The organism is Breoghania corrubedonensis (assembly GCF_003053845.1).
Classification (GTDB): Bacteria; Pseudomonadota; Alphaproteobacteria; order Rhizobiales; family Stappiaceae; genus Breoghania; species Breoghania corrubedonensis.
Genome location: NZ_QAYG01000002.1, coordinates 413,685 through 430,077, shown reverse-complemented (window position 1 = coordinate 430,077; position 16,393 = coordinate 413,685). Strand labels below are relative to the sequence as shown.

The following is a 16,393-nucleotide window of genomic DNA, read 5'->3' as shown; positions in this document are numbered from 1 at the left end:
GTCCGGATTTGCGTTGAAACAAGGGGTTGGAGCCAAGATCCGGTTCTGCAAGAAGCGGATCTGCTCCAGAAGGCGGGAAAAATGGGTATCATCTTCGAAGTCTCGCTCGGCGATTTCCTGCTCGTCACCGTCTTTCTGGGCGGTGGCGCGGCCTGGCTCACGGGACGCGCCTCGGCGCTGACCTGGCGGCCGACATGGCTGCTGGCCTGGTTCCTGGTGCTGTTGTCCTTCGCGGTGCGGTTTCTGCACTACGCGCTGTTCCACGGCAGCCTGCTGAGCGTGCACTACTGGCTGATCGATCTGGTGGTGCTGGCGGTTCTGGGTTTTGCGGGCTGGCGCTATACGCGCACCGGGCAGATGGCGACGCAGTACAGCTGGCTTTACGAGAAATCGAGCCCGTTTTCGTGGCGGGAACGGTCGAAATCGTCGGGCGGGCGGGCCTGAGGGGGCTTTCCGTCATACGGTATTCCGGGGGCGTGGCCTGATCGGCCGCTTCCTCCGGTTGCGCAGGATGGTCGTGCCGGATGGCCGCCGCTTGCGCGAATTGCAGGGGAAAATAACCTGCACCTTGGGGAGAAAATCCCCGTCCAGAGAGGTTCACTTGGCAATCTGAACCAGGGAGTTTTGCATGAAGAAGATTCTATTGGCCGGCGTCGCGATGTCCTTCGGCATGGCCATGTCCACGGCCGCCTTCGCGGATATCGTCATCGCAACGGCCGGTCCGATGACCGGTCAATACGCCGCCTTCGGTCAGCAGATGAAGGCGGGCGCCGAGCAGGCGGTGGCCGACATCAACGCGGCCGGCGGTGTCAACGGGGAGAAGCTGGTTCTGGAAGTGGGCGATGATGCCTGCGATCCGAAGCAGGCGGTCGCCGTCGCCAACCAGTTCGTCGGCAAGGGCGTGGTCTTCGTGGCCGGCCACTTCTGCTCCGGCTCGTCGATCCCGGCCTCCGCGGTCTATGCCGAAGAGGGCATCATCCAGATCACGCCGGCCTCCACCAACCCGAAGTTCACCGACGAGCGTCCCGGCCCCGGCATCTTCCGCGTCTGCGGTCGTGACGACCAGCAGGGCGCGGTTGCGGGCAAGTTCCTGGCGACCAAGTTCAAGGACAAGAACATCGCCATCATCAACGACAAGACCGCCTACGGAAAGGGTCTTGCCGACGAAACGCAGAAGTACATGGAAGAGGCCGGCAAGAAGCCGACGATGGTGGAATCCTACACCGCCGGTGAAAAGGACTACACCGCGCTCGTCTCCAAGCTGAAGCAGAACAACATCGACGTTCTCTATGTTGGCGGCTACCACACCGAGGCCGGCCTGATGGCCCGCCAGATGCGCGACCAGGGCATGAAGACGCTCCTCGTTTCCGGCGATGCGCTGGTTACCGACGAGTACTGGGCGATCACGGGCGATGCCGGCGAGGGCACGCTGATGACCTTCTCGCCCGATCCGCGCAAGAACGAGGCCGCGGCTCCGATCGTGGCCGAGTTCCGCAAGAAGGGCATCGAGCCGGAAGGCTACGTGATGTACACCTACGCCGCCATCCAGACCTACGTGGATGCGGTCAAGGCGGCCGGTTCGACCGACTACGACGCCGTGGTCAAGGCGCTCGACGACGGCACCTTCAACACGGTGCTTGGCGAAAACATGTCGTTCAACGACAAGGGCGACGTGACCCTGCCGGGCTATGTCTTCTACGAGTGGCACGACGGCAAGTACGACTACATGAAGTAGTCGGCCGTTTCGGCTTTCTCCTCCGATCAGGCCTCCGGCGCCAGCGCGCCGGAGGCTTTTTCGTTGGCGAAGGGCGCTCGTGGGGCGGGCATGGCAGGCGGGGCCCGTCCTTCGAGAGTGAAGCCAACAACAGATACAACGTCATCCTGAGGAGGCCGCGCAAGCGGCCGTCTCGAAGGATGGGCCACGCCCGACCCCTCGTACCCCCCCTCGCGCGCACCGCATATCCTGACGCACGCGCGTTACGAACCGTTCACCCCACCTTCCTCAGCCAGTCGCGCGGGTTCCCGGCGCCCTTTCCGTCGCCGGCGAGCGCGTTGCACAGGTCCTCCACCGCCTCCAGCGAATGAACGGGGCGGAATTCGTCCACATGCGGCAGCATCGCGCGGATGCCGCGCGCCTTCGCCTCGAAGCGATCGAAGCGCAGGAGCGGGTTCAGCCACACGAGTTTGCGGCACGAGCGGTGCAGCCGGTCCATCTCGACCGCCAGATCCTCCTCGCTGTCGCGCTCCAACCCGTCGGTGATCAGCAGCACGATCGCGCCGCCATGCATCACCCGGCGCGACCATTTGCGGTTGAATTCGTGAAGCGCGGTCGCGATCCGCGTGCCGCCCGACCAGTCCTCGACCGTTCCCGTGCAGGCATCCAGCGCCTCGTCCGGGTCCTTCATGGCAAGCTGGCGGGTGACGTTGGAAAGCCTCGTGCCGAACAGGAACGTGTGTACCTTGCGCCGGTTCTCCGTCAACGCATGCAGGAAATGCAGGAAGACGCGGGTGTACTGGCTCATCGAGCCGGAGATGTCGCACAGCGCCACGATGGGCGGGTGGATTTCGGCGGGCTTCCTGTATTTCAGCGCGATCATGTCGCCGCCGGCGCGCATGGAGGCGCGCAGCGATCGGCGCGGATCGATGCGGGCGCGGGCTGTCGAGGCCACCAGCCGGCGCTGGCGCACGGTGTCGACCGGCAGGATGAGACGGGCAAGCGCGGTCTTCGCCGCGGCGATCTCGGCCGCCGACATCTGCGCGAAGTCCTTCGTCTGCAGTACCTCCGCGCCCGACACGGTGAAGCTCGCGTCGATCTCGATTTCCGGCTTCGTCTCCTTCGCCTGGCGCAGCGTGTCCTGCTGCAGCGCGTTGGCGACGCGGGCCTGGGCGGCCTTGGGCTTTTGCGGCTCGCCTCTGGGCGGGGCGACGGGGGAGAGCAGGGCCAGCATCTTCTCAACGAGCCCGCGCGAGCGCCAGAAGATGCGGAACGCCTCCTCGAAGACGGCATGCTGGTCGCGCTTCTTCACGAAGATCGAATGCAGGGTCCAGTAGAAGTCGTCGCGGCTGGCGATGCCGGCCACCTCCACCGCACGGATGGCGTCGATCACGGCGGCCGGCCCCACCGGCAGCCCGGCGGCACGAAGCGCGCGCGCGAAATGCACGATGTTGTCGGCGAGCGCGCCGGGTTCGGTGGCTGGGGTGTCGGTCATCGTGTGGTTCGCGGTCTCCGTGTACGCTTCGGCCGTGCTTCCAAAAGGTTGTCATCCCCGCGCAGGCGGGGATCCAGTAACCGTTGCGGTTTGAGGTTCCTGCGGGGAACAGGCCTGTGGCGTGGTCCGCCATCCTGGCATGTTCGAAAACACCCCGATTACTGGGTCCCGGCTCTCCGCTTCGCCGCGGCCGGGATGACAGCCGAGGCCAACGTTCTTCCGTCGGCCACCCGAAACGCCGAAATTCCCCTCACATCCCCGCCACGATCTCCTTCTTCAGCTCGTCGACGATCTTCTTCGCTTCCGATCCCTGGATGCGCTCGATGTCGTCCTGGTATTTCAGCAGCGTGCCCAGCGTGTCGCTCACCATTTCCGGGTTGAGCGCCAGCTGGTCGAGCTCGGTCAGCGCCGTCGCCCAGTCGATGGTCTCCGCCACGCCGGGCTGCTTGAACAGTTCGTATTCCTTGCGCAGCCGCTGCACGAAGGCGACGACCTCGCCCGACAGCCGCTCGTTCACGCCCGGCACCTTGGTGCGCACGATGGTCAGCTCGCGCTCGGCATCCGGGTAGTCCACCCAGTGATAGAGGCAGCGCCGCTTCAGCGCGTCGTGGATCTCGCGGGTGCGGTTCGTCGTGATGATGACGATCGGCGGCTCCGGCGCGCGGATGGTGCCGATTTCCGGAATGGTCACCTGGCTGTCGGAAAGAACCTCCAGCAGAAATGCCTCGAAGGCTTCGTCCGCGCGGTCCAGTTCGTCGATCAGGAACACCGGCGGGCCGGAAAGGTGCGGCCGCATGGCCTTCAGCACGGGCCGCTCGATCAGGAAGCGCTCGGAGAAGATGTCCTGGGCAAGCTCGCCACGGTCCGTCTCGCCGGCGGCCTCCGCCATGCGGATCTCGACCATCTGGGCGGCGTAGTTCCACTCGTAGACGGCGGTGGAAACGTCGAGGCCCTCGTAGCATTGCAGACGGATGAGGTCGCGCCCCAGCGTTGCCGACAACACCTTGGCGATCTCGGTCTTGCCGACGCCGGCCTCGCCTTCCAGAAACAGCGGCCGCTTCATCTTCAACGCCAGATAGAGCACGGTCGCCAGCGCGCGGTCGGCCACGTAGCCGGCGGAGGACAGCAGTCCCAGCGTCTCGTCGATCGATTGCGGCAGTGCCGCGCCCTTCAGGGCCGTTTCATCGTTCATGCGTTCCGTCCGCTCTTGTCGTTCCGCTTCAAGTCCAAGCCCCGTTCGCGTCGCGAGTGCCTCTCCCATGGGGAAAGGTCGGGCCGTCGGCCCGGGTGAGGGGATGCGAATCCTCCGTATCCACGAGAGCCCGATACCCCTCACCCTAACCCTCTCCCCAAGGGAGAGGGGACTATTCCCGGTTTCGTTTCGCTCCATCCTTGCTAACGCTCCCCAAGGTCATGTGCAATCGTTCCTCAAGGCTATCTGGCGTTCCTCAAGCCTATCCGGGTTCCGCCGGGGCCATCGCAACTTTTTCCATGCGTGACGATTTCCTCTCGACGCCGGTTGTTCTAATCAGGGATGGCCGTTTAAACGGTGGGGACGGACAAGGGGAGGAAGTTGCCGTGGGTGGCGTTGGCGCGATCGATTCCGAATTGCTGGGCGGGCTTTTCGCCACCGCGCCCATGCGCGCCATCTGGAACGATGCGGCGCGTCTTCAGGCCATGCTCGATTTCGAGGCCGCACTTGCCCGCGTGCAGTCGCGCCTCGGCGTTGTGCCCCATGCGGTGGGCGAGGCGGTTGCCCGGGCGGCGCGCGCGCACCTCTATGACCCCGCGGAAATCGGCGCGAAGGTGCCGCTTGGCGGCAATGTCGCCATCCCCCTCGTCAAGGCGTTGACGGAGCGGGTGAAGGGGGAGGCCGCCGGCTTCGTCCATTGGGGCGCCACCAGCCAGGATGTCATCGATACCGGGCTGATGTTGCAGGCGCGCGAAGGGCTGAGGCTGCTGCGTGCCGATCTGGTGCGCCTCGGCAATGCCTGCGCGATGCTCGCCGATGCGCACCGCGCCACGCCGATGGCCGGGCGCACCTTCCTCCAGCAGGGGCTTCCCACCGTTTTCGGGCTGAAGGCGGCCTCATGGCTGGAATCCGTCCAGCGGCTTGTTTCGCGCATCGATGGGGTGATGGAGCATTCCCTTGCACTGCAATTTGGCGGGGCGGTCGGCACGCTCGCCTCGCTCGGGCCCCACGGCGCGCAGGTGCGCGACGAGCTTGCGGTGGAGCTGAAGCTCCATGCTCCCGCCGTTCCCTGGTTCACCACCCGCGAGCGCATTGCCGAAATCGGCGAGGCGGTGGGCGCGGTCGCCGGCATCATGATGAAGGTCGCCGGCGATATCGTCCTGATGATGCAGACGGAGGTGGGCGAGGTGTTCGAGCCGGCGGCCCCGGGCAAGGGCGGGTCTTCCACCATGCCGCACAAGCGCAATCCCGTGGGGGCCGCGACTGCGCGCGGAGCCGCACTTCAGGCCCAGGCCCGCGCCGCCGCGCTCTCTTCCACCATGGACCAGCCGCACGAGCGCGCCACCGGCGGCTGGCAGGCGGAGTGGGGGCTGGTGCCGGAGCTGTTCGTCCTCACCGCCGCCGCGGTTCAGCCGCTCGTCACGGTGCTGGAGGGGCTGGAGGTGCGCGCCGAGCGCATGCGCGAGAACCTGGAGATCACCAGGGGCCTCGTGTTCGCGGAAGCCGTGATGATGAAGCTGGCGCCGAAGACGGGACGCGGCGTTGCCCATCACATCCTCGAAGCCGCCTCGAAACAGGCCGTGGCCGAGAACCGTCACCTGAGGGACGTCCTGAAGGAGAGTGAGGCGGTCGCCGCGCATCTTGGCGCGAAAGAGATCGACGCCGTGTTCGATCCGCTCGGCTATGTCGGCTCTGCGGACGTTTTCATCGACCGCGCGCTTGGCGCCTGGCGCGAGGCGCGAGAGGATGAGCGGCCGGATGACCATGGAGAGGCCGTTCAAGGCATATGACTATAAGCCCTGCGGCATAGCGGCTGGAAAACGGAGAGGACCCCATGCCAACGATCACGACCGACGACGGCATTGAGCTGACTTACGAATTCGAGGGCGCCGCCGATGCCCCCGTGCTGCTGTTTTCCAATTCGCTCGGCACCGATCTCGGCATGTGGGAGGACCAGCTCGAGGCATTCTCGGCCACCCGCCGGATCCTGCGTTACGACAGCCGCGGTCATGGCCGCTCGGGCGCGCCGAAGGGGCCGTATTCGATCGAGCGGCTGGGCCGCGACGTGCTCTGCCTGATGGATATGCTGGGGCTGGAGAAGGTCGATTATTGCGGCCTTTCCAAGGGCGGCATGGTCGGCATGTGGCTCGGCATCAACGCGGGCGACCGGTTCGGCAAAATGGTCTACGCCAATACCGCCGCGCACATGCCGACGGAAGAGATGTGGCATCACCGGGCCGCGACCGTGCGGGCCAACGGCATGCAGTCTATCGTCGCCGCCGTGGTCAACCGCTGGTTCACCGAAGGCTTCCAGACGCGCGAGCCGGAACGCGTCGCCCGCATCCGGGAGATGATCCTGGCCACCAGTCCGGAAGGCTATGCGGGCTGCTGCGAGGCGATCGCGGCGATGGACCAGCGCGAGGCCATCAAGGCGATCGGGAACCCGGTGCTGGTCATCGCCGGGGCGGAGGACGCGGCAACGCCGCCCGACCATGCCCACCAGATCGCGGAGGCCATCGCCGGGGCCGGCCTCGTCGTCCTGCCCGATGCGGCGCATTTGTCGAACATCGAGCAGCGCGACCTGTTCAACGAGGCGGTGGCGAATTTTCTGGCCGATTGAGGAATGAGGGGGAATATCTTGCGGGGAACCATCGGGGAGAGGGAGTGAATGACCAACGGTTGGAAGGGGGCGCTGGTTGGCGCGCTGACAGCACTGGCCTGGGCGGTGGCGCTGACGGTTGTCGCCGATTCGGCGGAAAAGGCGGCAGGTGGGCCTGCCGCGCAAGTGGAAGAGACGGGCGGGGAACCCGCCGCGCAGGTGGTGGAAGAGACGGAGGGCGGAGCCGCCGCGCAGGTGGAAGAGGGGCGGGCGCTGGCCGAGGCCGAATGCGCCTCCTGCCATGCGGTGGGGGCGGGCGACGAAAGCCCCGTTGCCGAGGCGCCGGCCTTCCGCGATCTCTCCGCACGCTATCCGGTCGAGCAACTGGAGGAGGCGCTGGCGGAGGGCATTGTCACCGGGCATGCCGACATGCCGGAAATCACCTGGGAGCCGGAACAGAGCACGGCGTTCATCGCCTATTTGAAGAGTTTTTGAATTTGCGGGAAATACGAGGAAATTCGAACGCTATTCGACAGAAATTCTAATCGAATGCAAAAGCGTGGCAGCACTCTCGCAAGCGTGCTGATAACACGTTGATTTGAAAAGATATTCGATAAAATACGACTTGTCGTCATGCCATTTGGGCCGAACACTTGTCTCCATCCAGCTTTGGGCGGAGAAAGCACATGGCATGTTCGCAATTGAGTGCGCAGATGCGCGGCTACGGACTGACGACGGCGGAAATCCTCTACCACCTGCCGGACCATCCGGGATTGCTGCAGACCTTCCTGTGGCAGACTTGGGATCTCGCCCCCCGGTTTCCCGAGCTTCGTCGCTTTTTGGACTTCTGGAGCAAGGAGTTGGACGGATCGCTGCATTCCGTCCGCTTCGCCCACAAGGGCGTGATCGGTCCCGCCCGTTGGCGCCATGTCGATGTGTCGATGCTGCTGAACTGAGGTGAAACGACGGCGCTGCGCCGCCTTCCTGCCCTCTCACAGCGTCAGCGCCGTCCCCTCGCGCAGGATCGCCTCCACTTGCGGCGCGAAGCCGGATCCATCGCCGTGCAGCACCAGTCCCGGTCTCAGCCGCATGGGCGCGCGCGACCCGCGAATGCCGCGCACGAGGATGCGGGTCGCATCGTCGCCGGCGCGCGGAAATACAGGGAAAACAGTGATTTGCCCGAACCGACCGGCCGTGGCTGCGAGCACGTCGTCAAGGCCGTCGGCGCGGAAGATCAGCGTCATCGACCCGCCGGAGACGAGCAGGTCGGAGGCTGTCCGGAGCCACGGATCGATCCCGTCCGCAGCCAGCACATGGGCGCCCGCCTTGCCCGCATGCGGGGAGGGGCGGTGGCGGGTGTCGTAAAAGGGCGGGTTCATGATCACATGATCCGCCATGCCGGGCACGAGCCCTTGCGCCTTGCGGGCCCGCCCCTTGGCCGTAATGTCGGCGGCAAGTATTTGAACGCGCTTGGAAAATGCGGCGTTTGCAGGCAGCGTCAGACTTTCGCGGGCAAGCGCGATCAGCGCGTCTTCGCGCTCGACCAGGGTAACTTCCGCCTCCTGCAACCGCGCGGCGGCGCACAGTCCCGCAGCCCCCGCTCCAGCCCCGAGATCGACCACCCGGCCCGTCGTGTCGGAGGCAAGACTGGCGGCCAGCAACACCGCATCGAGCCCGGAACGGTGGTGGCGCGCCTTTGGCTGGAACAGCTCCACCAATCCGCCCAGAAAGGTGTCGCATGTCCGCTCCAGAGGCCCGTCCGCATCGCCGCACGCGGCTTCCGGTTCCTCGTCGCTCACCGGCCCTGTCCCTTCGCGGGCGCCAGTTCGGCACCGAGCCCCGCTTCGTCCAGCAAATCGCGGGCTTCCTCAAGCGCTTCCGTTTCCACGAGAATTCGCCGCGGCAACAGGCCAAGCGAGCCTTCCATCACGCTCATGTGCTGATCCAGCACGAGGAAATGGATACCCGCCTCGCCGAGCAGCGCCTCGACATAGGAGATGGTGACGGGATTGTTCGTCTTGAGCAGCTCTTCCAAGTTCCTGATCCCCGTTTCGCGACGAATCTAGTGCATTGTGTAGCGAATGCGATGGGACGTGGCACCGTGAATGCGACGTCACCCAGACGAACCTTGCGCGAATCGAAGGCGACGATACGGCACCGCCATCGGTGCTCTCCCTCGCACACCCTTGCCAGTTATGACGATTGGCGGATCGGGGCAGCCCGCTCAAACGGCCCGTTTTCTCAGGCGCGTCTTGCCGAGGCGTGCTTTGGGACCTATTGTCCGCGCGGAAATCCAGGATAAGCGGAGAGCAGGCGTGGGCGTGGTCGTGCCATTTGAGGAAAAAGAAGATTCGGCAGGGATTTCCCGGCTGAGCGGGCTCGTCCAGCAGGGCATGGAGGATGTCAACCGGATCATCCTGTCCAAGGCGGGCTCCGATGTGGAGATGATCCCGGAGGTCGCCAACCACCTGATTTCGTCCGGCGGCAAGCGGCTGAGGCCGATGCTGACCATCGCGACCGCGCAGATGTTCGGCTACGAAGGCGCCGGGCATACCCAGCTCGCGGCTTGCGTGGAGTTCATGCACACCGCCACCCTGTTGCATGACGACGTCGTCGACGAAAGCGACATGCGCCGCGGCAAGCTCGCCGCGCGCAAGGTCTGGGGCAATCAGGCGAGTGTGCTGGTGGGCGATTTCCTGCTCGGCCAGGCCTTCCGGATGATGGTCGAGGTCGGCTCGATGGACGCGCTCGCCGTGCTGTCGGACGCCGCCGCCGTCATCGCCGAGGGCGAGGTGATGCAGCTTGGCGCCGCCAAGAACACCGAGACGACGGAAGACGACTATCTCGCCGTCATCCGTGCCAAGACCGCCGCGCTGTTTTCCGCCGCCGCCGAAGTCGGGCCAATCATCGCCGAGGCCAGCGCCGCCCAGCGCGCGGCCTGTCGTTCCTACGGTGTCAATCTCGGGCTCGCATTCCAGCTTGTCGATGATGCTCTGGATTACGGCGGGTCCGCCGAAGCACTCGGCAAGCGCACCGGCGACGATTTCCGCGAAGGCAAGATCACGCTGCCGGTGGTGTTGAGCTATCGTCGCGGCTCCGACGAGGATCGCGCCTTCTGGAAGCGTTGCCTGGAAGAAGGCCAGATCGAAGACGGTGATCTGGAAAAGGCGATCGAGATGATGCGCCATCAGGGCGCCATCGCCGACACGGTTGAACGGGCCCGCCACTACGGCGCGGTTGCCCGTGATGCGCTGGCGCCGCTGCCTGTCGGCGAGCACAAGCAGGCGCTTCTGGAAGTCGTGAACTTCTGCATCGAACGCGTGCACTGAGCGGGGCCGGTTTTTCCGGTTCCACGCGGCATCGCATCCCCTGACCCCGGCTCTCGACCCCGGCCCTCTCCCCATGGGAGAGGGGGCGGATATGCCGGGTTCAGCGGTGTGCCGTTATCTCACCTCTGTCTGGCAGATCCACCAGTCCGGCCGCGCGGCGGCAAGCGCGCCGGCGGCGGCTTTTGCCATTGTCGTATCGGCGAAGAGCGCAAAACAGGAGGCGCCCGAGCCGGACATGCGGGCGAGCAACGAGCCAGGCAACGCTTCCAGCGCCTCCAGCACATCCGCGATGACCGGCGAGGTCTCCAAAGCGGGGGACTGAAGGTCGTTGCGGGTCGTGGCGAGCCAGTCCGTCAGTGCCGACGTGTTGGCAAAACCAGGAAGATCGCCAAGCGGCGGGTTCTCGCGGGTTTTCAATGTTTTGAAGATGGCCGGCGTCGCCACGGCCACACGCGGATTGACGAGCACCAGACCGGCTGCGGGAAGGTTGGCGACAGGGCTCAGAACGTCGCCGATGCCGCTTGCGCGCAAGGGGCGTGAGGCGAGGCACATGGGAACGTCGGCGCCGAGACGGGCCGCAATTTCCGCAATGCGCGGATCGCGGGCATCGAGCCGCCACAGCCGGGAAAGCGCCCTCAGGGCGGCTGCGGCATCGGCCGAACCGCCGCCGATGCCCGAGGCGACCGGCAGGCGCTTTTCCAGGGAGAGTGCCGCGCCGTGCTGTACCTGGAAGGCCGCTTGCAACGCCGTCGCCGCCCGCATCACCAGATTGTCGTCAGCCGGGCCGAGATCGGCGGCGAACGGTCCGCTCACGCTCAGCGACAGCCCGGCGCCGGGGCGGACTTCCAACAGATCCCCGAAGGGCGGGAAGACGACCAGCGTGTCCAGTTCATGATAGCCGTCGGCCCGCCGCCCCGTGACATGAAGGGCGAGATTGACCTTGGCGCGGCCTTCCTCGCGGATGGGGGCGGCGCTATCGGGCGCCGGCTCGCGGGAAGCGGGGGGATCTATGGCAGCAGGCATGGTGCGGTCTCACGAAAGAAAATGGCGGCCGGTGGCCGCCATTGCTTCGTTTCCCATGTTTCGGCGCGCTTGTCACTTCTCGTTCGCGGTGCGCTTGGGAGCGTCCTTGTCGTCGATGCCGCTCTTTTCGAGCCCGAGCTTCAGCTTGCGCTGGATGGTGGCGAGTGCCTCCGCGTCCGGGTCGAGATCGCGGGCATGATTCCACTGGAACGTCGCTTCCAGCTTGCGTCCAACCTTCCAGTAGGCGTCGCCCAGATGGTCGTTGATGGTGGAATCTTCCGGGCGCAGTTCGACCGCACGCTCCAGTTCCTTCACCGCATCGTCGTAGCGGCCGAGCCTGAAATAAGCCCAGCCGAGGCTGTCGACGATGTAGCCGTCGGAGGGGCGCAACTCCACGGCCTTCTTGATCATGTCCAGTGCCTTGTCGAGGTGCATTCCCTTGTCGATCCAGGAATAGCCCAGATAGTTCAGGACCATGGGTTGATCGGGGTAAAGCTCCAGCGCCTTCTGGAAGTCGGCCTCCGCCTCGGGCCAGCGCTCGGTACGCTCCAGCGTGATGCCTCGGAAGTAGAATAGCGTCCAGTAGGCCTTGCCGGGATCCTTGCCGAGCGTGTCGATACCGAGGGTGTAGACCTTGGCGGCATCGGCGAAGAGCTTGTGTCCGCGCAAAACATTGCCCAGCGCCACAACCGCGTCGAGATCCGAAGGGTCGGCGTCGATCAGCTTCATCAGATGAGCGCGCGCCTCGTCGACCTTGTCGAGCGCGTTGTAGTTGAGCGCGATATCGATCTCCACGCCCTTGCGCAGCGGTGAATCCTCGGGCACGCGCTCCAGCGCCGCGATTGCGCGGGCGTGATCGCCGATCTGCTGGAAGAGCTGCGCCAGCGGTATCATTGCCAGCGTCGCCTTGGGATCGAGATAGAGCGCCAGCTGCAGGTAGGCGGCGGGGAACTCGTCGCCGCCGTCACGCCCCAGCGCCGCGCCGATACCGTAGAGCACTTCGGCCGCGCCGGCCTGCGCGGAGGTTGCCAGCGGCGGCGGGGTGCGGCCCTCCTCGATCAAGGTCCGGGTGGTGGCGAGAACGGGATTGCCTTCCGCGGACTTGTCGAACGCGTCGAGAACCGCGAGGGCTTCGTCCTTCTTGCCCGCACGCGCCAGGGCGCGGGCCTGAGCCTCCACGATGCGCACCGAGCTGTCGTCGTCCTTGTAGGCGGCGGCGAACTTGGCGGCGGCTTCGTCACGCCGGTTGGCAAGGTCCAGGATCAGGCCTGCATGATAGGTGCGGAACGTGTCGAACCAGTCCGGGCCTTCAAGTCCATCCAGAACCTTGAGGGCTTCGTCGGTCTTGCCGGCGCCCGCCAGTGCCCAGGCGGACAGAAGCTTGTCGGAGAGTTGCGCCAGCGGCCCGCCGCCGGCCTGGGAGAAGTTCTTGCGCGCGCCGGCGTAGGAGCGTTCCTTCAGCGCGGAGATGCCGAGGGTGAGGCGGCCGAGCAGGTTGTCGCGGTCGACGGCGACCACGCGGTCAGCGAGTTTCAGCGCCTCTTCGGTGTCGCCATTGGCAAGCTTCAGCGTGAAGCTGCGCCCCAGCAGGAACTGGTTGTCGGGATCCTTGGCGAGCGCACGGGCGAAGAAATCGGAAGCGCCGGAAATGTCATGATTGCCGTGGGCGACGAGGGCGGCGAGATAGTTGCCGGAAAGCGTCTGCGGGTAATCCGTGCTGGTTTCGCCCGCCTTCAGTTCGGCACTGGCGAGGCCCGGCACCGCAAGGAGCGGAAGCCCGGCCAAGGCCAGAATGCGAGTAAACCGCAGCGCCGTTCTGGTCCACGACCCCGATTGCGTCGTTGCGCCACTGACACAGATGTTGCGGCGCGCCGTGTTGCGCCGCAGGATGGCGGGCCGGATCGGGTGCTTACTTACCATGATACCTCGCTCGACGCGCGAATCGCGCTTTTTCGCCCATCTTCGATGGCGTGTCAGGATGGCCCTTTTGTGGCCTTGTCGCAAGGAAAGGGCAGGGTAGGGTATATCCCCGATGAATCAGGGATCCAAATCGCCCCTGACGCATTGACAGCCTGACGTGGGGTTTCAGAAAACCCTTGTTTTGTGCGGAGCGACATTGCATGGAGTGCCGGCAGCGGTGATCGTGCGGCCGTTGTGCGGGCCTGCCCGAATGCGGGCCGCAGCGTCGCATGGGTGCAGATAATCGTGGCGTTTCAGGAAGGGCGGACGATGGCCAAGTGGGTCTACAGTTTCGGTGACGGCAAGGCGGAAGGCGCCGCCGACATGCGCAATCTTCTCGGTGGCAAGGGGGCGAACCTGGCCGAGATGTCCAATCTCGGGCTTCCCGTCCCCCCCGGCTTTACCATCACCACCGAGGTTTGCACCGCCTATTACGAGAACGATCACGCCTATCCGGACGAACTGGTGGGTCAGGTCGATGCGGCGCTGGCGGAGATCGGCAAGCTGACCGGGCGCACGTTCGGCGATCCGGCAAACCCGCTGCTCGTCTCGGTGCGCTCGGGCGCGCGCACCTCCATGCCGGGCATGATGGACACGGTCCTCAACCTCGGCCTCAACGACGAGACGGTGAAGGCGCTGGAAGCCGAATCGGGCGATGCGCGCTTCGCCTATGACAGCTACCGCCGCTTCATCCAGATGTATTCCGACGTGGTTCTGGGCGTCGAGCATCAGTCGTTCGAAGAGATCCTGGAGATCTTCAAGGAAAACAACGGCTACTCGCTCGACACCGAGCTTTCCGCCGACGACTGGAAGACGATCATCGAGCGCTTCAAGGCACTCGTGGCTGAGGAACTCGACGATCCGTTCCCGCAGGACCCCAAGGCCCAGTTGTGGGGCGCGATCGGTGCGGTGTTCGGCTCGTGGATGAATGCGCGGGCCAAGACCTATCGCCGCCTGCACGACATTCCCGCCTCCTGGGGCACCGCCGTCAACGTTCAGGCGATGGTCTTCGGCAACATGGGCGATACATCGGCCACGGGTGTTGCGTTCACCCGCGATCCGGGGACCGGCGAGAGCGCGCTCTATGGCGAGTTTCTGGTCAACGCGCAGGGCGAGGATGTGGTCGCGGGTATCCGCACACCGCAAAACATCACGGAAGCCGCGCGGCTCAAGGCCAGGTCCGACAAGCCGTCGCTGGAGACGGTGATGCCGGCAGCCTTCGCCGAGTTCTCCAAGATCTGCCAGGCGCTTGAATCCCACTATCGCGACATGCAGGACATGGAATTCACCATCGAGCGCGGCAAGCTGTGGATGCTGCAGACGCGCTCGGGCAAGCGCACGGCGCGCGCCGCACTCAAGATCGCCGTGGACATGGCGAATGACGGGCTGATCACGCGGGAAGAGGCGGTGATGCGGGTGGGGGCGGGCGCGCTCGACCAGCTGCTCCACCCGACCATCGATCCCGCCGCCAAGCGCGATATCGTGGCGACCGGCCTGCCGGCCTCGCCAGGTGCGGCGTCCGGCCAGCTCGTCTTCACCTCCGAAGAGGCGGTGGAAGCGGCGGCGGCCGAACGCAATGTCATTCTGGCGCGCGTGGAAACGAGCCCGGAGGACATTCACGGGATGCATGCCGCGCAAGGCATCCTGACGACGCGCGGCGGCATGACGAGCCACGCGGCGGTGGTCGCGCGCGGCATGGGCAAGCCCTGCGTCTCCGGTGTCGGCTCGATCCGTATCGACTATCGCGCGGGCACGCTGACAGTGGCCGGGCGCACCTTCAACAAGGGTGACATCATCACCATCGACGGCTCCACCGGCCAGGTGCTGGCGGGCGAGGTGGCGATGCTGAAGCCGGAACTGACCGGCGATTTCGGCACGCTGATGGAGTGGGCCGACGGGGCGCGGCGGATGGAGGTGCGTGCCAACGCCGAGACGCCGAACGATGCGCGTACCGCGCGCGAATTCGGCGCCGAGGGCATCGGGCTGTGCCGTACCGAGCACATGTTCTTCGATGAGGACCGCATTCTCGCCATGCGCGAAATGATCCTGGCGGAGACCTCCGAGGGCCGCCGCACGGCTCTCGCCAAGCTTCTGCCGATGCAGCGTCAGGACTTCACCGAGCTGTTCGAGATCATGCACGGGCTGCCGGTCACTATCCGCCTGCTCGATCCGCCGCTGCACGAGTTCCTGCCGCACACGGACGAGGAGATCGCCGACGTCGCCAATGCGATGGGCGTGGATGCCGAGCGGTTGCGCCGGCGCGCGCACACGCTGTCGGAATTCAATCCGATGCTCGGCCATCGCGGCTGCCGTCTGCTCATTTCCTACCCGGAAATCGCGGAAATGCAGGCCCGCGCCATCTTCGAGGCGGCGATTGCGGCCGGCAAGTCGACCGGGGCGCCGATCGAGCCTGAGGTCATGGTGCCGCTGGTCGGCATCAAGGCCGAGCTCGATGTGGTCAAGGCGCGCATCGACGCGGTCGCCCAGGAAGTGATGGAGGAAAGCGGCACGACGATCGTCTACCAGGTCGGTACGATGATCGAGCTGCCGCGCGCGGCGCTCAAGGCGGACGACATCGCCCAGTCGGCCGAGTTCTTCTCCTTCGGCACCAACGATCTCACCCAGACCACCTTCGGTATCTCGCGTGACGACGCGGGATCGTTCCTGGGCGACTATCAGCAGCAGTCGATCATCGAGCAGGATCCGTTCGTCTCGCTCGATCAGGAAGGCGTCGGCGAGCTGGTCCGGATCGGTGCCGAGCGTGGCCGCAAGACCCGGCCCGGCATCAAGATGGGCATCTGCGGCGAGCATGGCGGCGACCCGTCCTCCATCGGCTTTTGCGAGACGGTCGGCCTCGATTACGTGTCCTGCTCGCCCTACCGCGTGCCGATCGCCCGTCTCGCTGCCGCCCAGGCCGCGCTGAAGGCGAAGAACAAGGGCTGAGGAGCGTTTTCTGCGGAAGCCGTCATTCGGCAACGTCGCCCCGGACGCGGTGCAGCCCGAACGCTGCCTCGCGGATCCGGGATGACGCCGGCGGACTTGGGACGCGGCGGCTCGGGTCGCCCGAGCCGTGCATCTGACT

14 protein-coding genes are annotated in these 16,393 nt (G+C 65.6%); 8 read left to right on the top strand and 6 right to left on the bottom strand.

The window, feature by feature from the left end; all coding sequences use genetic code 11:
• Positions 1–81: 81 nt before the first annotated feature.
• Both C8N35_RS10140 and C8N35_RS10135 read left to right on the top strand, forming a co-directional pair.
• A complete protein-coding gene (locus C8N35_RS10140) occupies positions 82–444 on the top strand; it encodes a DUF6867 family protein (RefSeq protein ID WP_107989554.1) in 363 nt (120 codons plus the stop codon).
• A 184-nt stretch (positions 445–628) separates the two neighbouring features.
• Positions 629–1,735: a branched-chain amino acid ABC transporter substrate-binding protein gene (locus tag C8N35_RS10135; protein WP_107989553.1), complete on the top strand. Its 1,107-nt coding sequence runs from the start codon at positions 629–631 to the stop codon at positions 1,733–1,735.
• A 253-nt stretch (positions 1,736–1,988) separates the two neighbouring features.
• On the opposite strand, the gene C8N35_RS10130 is transcribed toward C8N35_RS10135, so the two are convergent.
• Positions 1,989–3,209 carry a vWA domain-containing protein gene (locus tag C8N35_RS10130; RefSeq protein WP_107989552.1) on the bottom strand — a complete coding sequence of 407 codons (1,221 nt, stop codon included), beginning with the start codon at positions 3,207–3,209 and terminating at the stop codon, positions 1,989–1,991.
• Between the two features lie 250 nt (positions 3,210–3,459).
• Entirely contained in the window at positions 3,460–4,401 is a 942-nt protein-coding gene (locus C8N35_RS10125; protein WP_107989551.1) for an AAA family ATPase, read from the bottom strand.
• Positions 4,402–4,787: 386 nt separating this feature from the next.
• Between C8N35_RS10125 and pcaB the strand changes: the two genes are divergently transcribed.
• The 4 genes from pcaB to C8N35_RS10105 all read left to right on the top strand — a co-directional run bounded on the left by pcaB (position 4,788) and on the right by C8N35_RS10105 (position 7,956).
• Positions 4,788–6,191, top strand: coding sequence for a 3-carboxy-cis,cis-muconate cycloisomerase (gene pcaB / locus C8N35_RS10120; RefSeq protein ID WP_245926747.1), 1,404 nt, complete (start codon positions 4,788–4,790; stop codon positions 6,189–6,191).
• A gap of 44 nt (positions 6,192–6,235) precedes the next feature.
• Positions 6,236–7,021: a 3-oxoadipate enol-lactonase gene (gene pcaD / locus C8N35_RS10115; RefSeq protein ID WP_107989549.1), complete on the top strand. Its 786-nt coding sequence runs from the start codon at positions 6,236–6,238 to the stop codon at positions 7,019–7,021.
• A 48-nt stretch (positions 7,022–7,069) separates the two neighbouring features.
• Positions 7,070–7,495 (top strand): c-type cytochrome, encoded by a 426-nt coding sequence (locus C8N35_RS10110; protein ID WP_107989548.1) that lies wholly within the window; start codon positions 7,070–7,072, stop codon positions 7,493–7,495.
• Positions 7,496–7,686: 191 nt separating this feature from the next.
• Entirely contained in the window at positions 7,687–7,956 is a 270-nt protein-coding gene (locus tag C8N35_RS10105) for an usg protein (RefSeq protein ID WP_107989547.1), read from the top strand.
• Positions 7,957–7,992: 36 nt separating this feature from the next.
• Here C8N35_RS10105 and C8N35_RS10100 read toward each other — a convergent pair whose 3' ends face one another.
• Together C8N35_RS10100 and C8N35_RS10095 are read right to left on the bottom strand one after the other, a co-directional pair.
• A complete protein-coding gene (locus C8N35_RS10100) occupies positions 7,993–8,799 on the bottom strand; it encodes a tRNA1(Val) (adenine(37)-N6)-methyltransferase (RefSeq protein ID WP_107989546.1) in 807 nt (268 codons plus the stop codon).
• Positions 8,796–9,035 (bottom strand): putative signal transducing protein, encoded by a 240-nt coding sequence (locus tag C8N35_RS10095; RefSeq protein WP_107989545.1) that lies wholly within the window; start codon positions 9,033–9,035, stop codon positions 8,796–8,798. Before C8N35_RS10095 ends, C8N35_RS10100 begins: the two co-directional genes overlap by 4 nt.
• Positions 9,036–9,315: 280 nt before the next feature.
• Between C8N35_RS10095 and C8N35_RS10090 the strand changes: the two genes are divergently transcribed.
• Entirely contained in the window at positions 9,316–10,329 is a 1,014-nt protein-coding gene (locus C8N35_RS10090) for a polyprenyl synthetase family protein (protein WP_428977104.1), read from the top strand.
• Between the two features lie 114 nt (positions 10,330–10,443).
• Here the strand turns inward: C8N35_RS10090 and C8N35_RS10085 are convergent, their stop codons facing one another.
• The gene (locus C8N35_RS10085; RefSeq protein ID WP_107989543.1) at positions 10,444–11,352 is read right to left on the bottom strand and encodes a 4-(cytidine 5'-diphospho)-2-C-methyl-D-erythritol kinase; all 909 of its coding nucleotides are present in this window, start codon (positions 11,350–11,352) and stop codon (positions 10,444–10,446) included.
• A gap of 72 nt (positions 11,353–11,424) precedes the next feature.
• Positions 11,425–13,272 carry a tetratricopeptide repeat protein gene (locus C8N35_RS10080; RefSeq protein ID WP_107989542.1) on the bottom strand — a complete coding sequence of 616 codons (1,848 nt, stop codon included), beginning with the start codon at positions 13,270–13,272 and terminating at the stop codon, positions 11,425–11,427.
• Positions 13,273–13,581: 309 nt separating this feature from the next.
• Here C8N35_RS10080 and ppdK point away from each other — a divergent pair, with 309 nt between their 5' ends.
• Positions 13,582–16,254 (top strand): pyruvate, phosphate dikinase, encoded by a 2,673-nt coding sequence (gene ppdK / locus C8N35_RS10075; RefSeq protein WP_107989541.1) that lies wholly within the window; start codon positions 13,582–13,584, stop codon positions 16,252–16,254.
• Positions 16,255–16,393 lie beyond the last annotated feature (139 nt).

Coding starts and splice junctions, on each gene's coding strand:
- C8N35_RS10140 (WP_107989554.1), top strand. CDS start 82: ATGGGTATCATCTTCGAAGTCTCGCTCGGCGATTTCCTGCTCGTCACC.
- C8N35_RS10135 (WP_107989553.1), top strand. CDS start 629: ATGAAGAAGATTCTATTGGCCGGCGTCGCGATGTCCTTCGGCATGGCC.
- C8N35_RS10130 (WP_107989552.1), bottom strand. CDS start 3,209: ATGACCGACACCCCAGCCACCGAACCCGGCGCGCTCGCCGACAACATC.
- C8N35_RS10125 (WP_107989551.1), bottom strand. CDS start 4,401: ATGAACGATGAAACGGCCCTGAAGGGCGCGGCACTGCCGCAATCGATC.
- pcaD (WP_107989549.1), top strand. CDS start 6,236: ATGCCAACGATCACGACCGACGACGGCATTGAGCTGACTTACGAATTC.
- C8N35_RS10110 (WP_107989548.1), top strand. CDS start 7,070: ATGACCAACGGTTGGAAGGGGGCGCTGGTTGGCGCGCTGACAGCACTG.
- C8N35_RS10105 (WP_107989547.1), top strand. CDS start 7,687: ATGGCATGTTCGCAATTGAGTGCGCAGATGCGCGGCTACGGACTGACG.
- C8N35_RS10085 (WP_107989543.1), bottom strand. CDS start 11,352: ATGCCTGCTGCCATAGATCCCCCCGCTTCCCGCGAGCCGGCGCCCGAT.
- C8N35_RS10080 (WP_107989542.1), bottom strand. CDS start 13,272: ATGGTAAGTAAGCACCCGATCCGGCCCGCCATCCTGCGGCGCAACACG.
- ppdK (WP_107989541.1), top strand. CDS start 13,582: ATGGCCAAGTGGGTCTACAGTTTCGGTGACGGCAAGGCGGAAGGCGCC.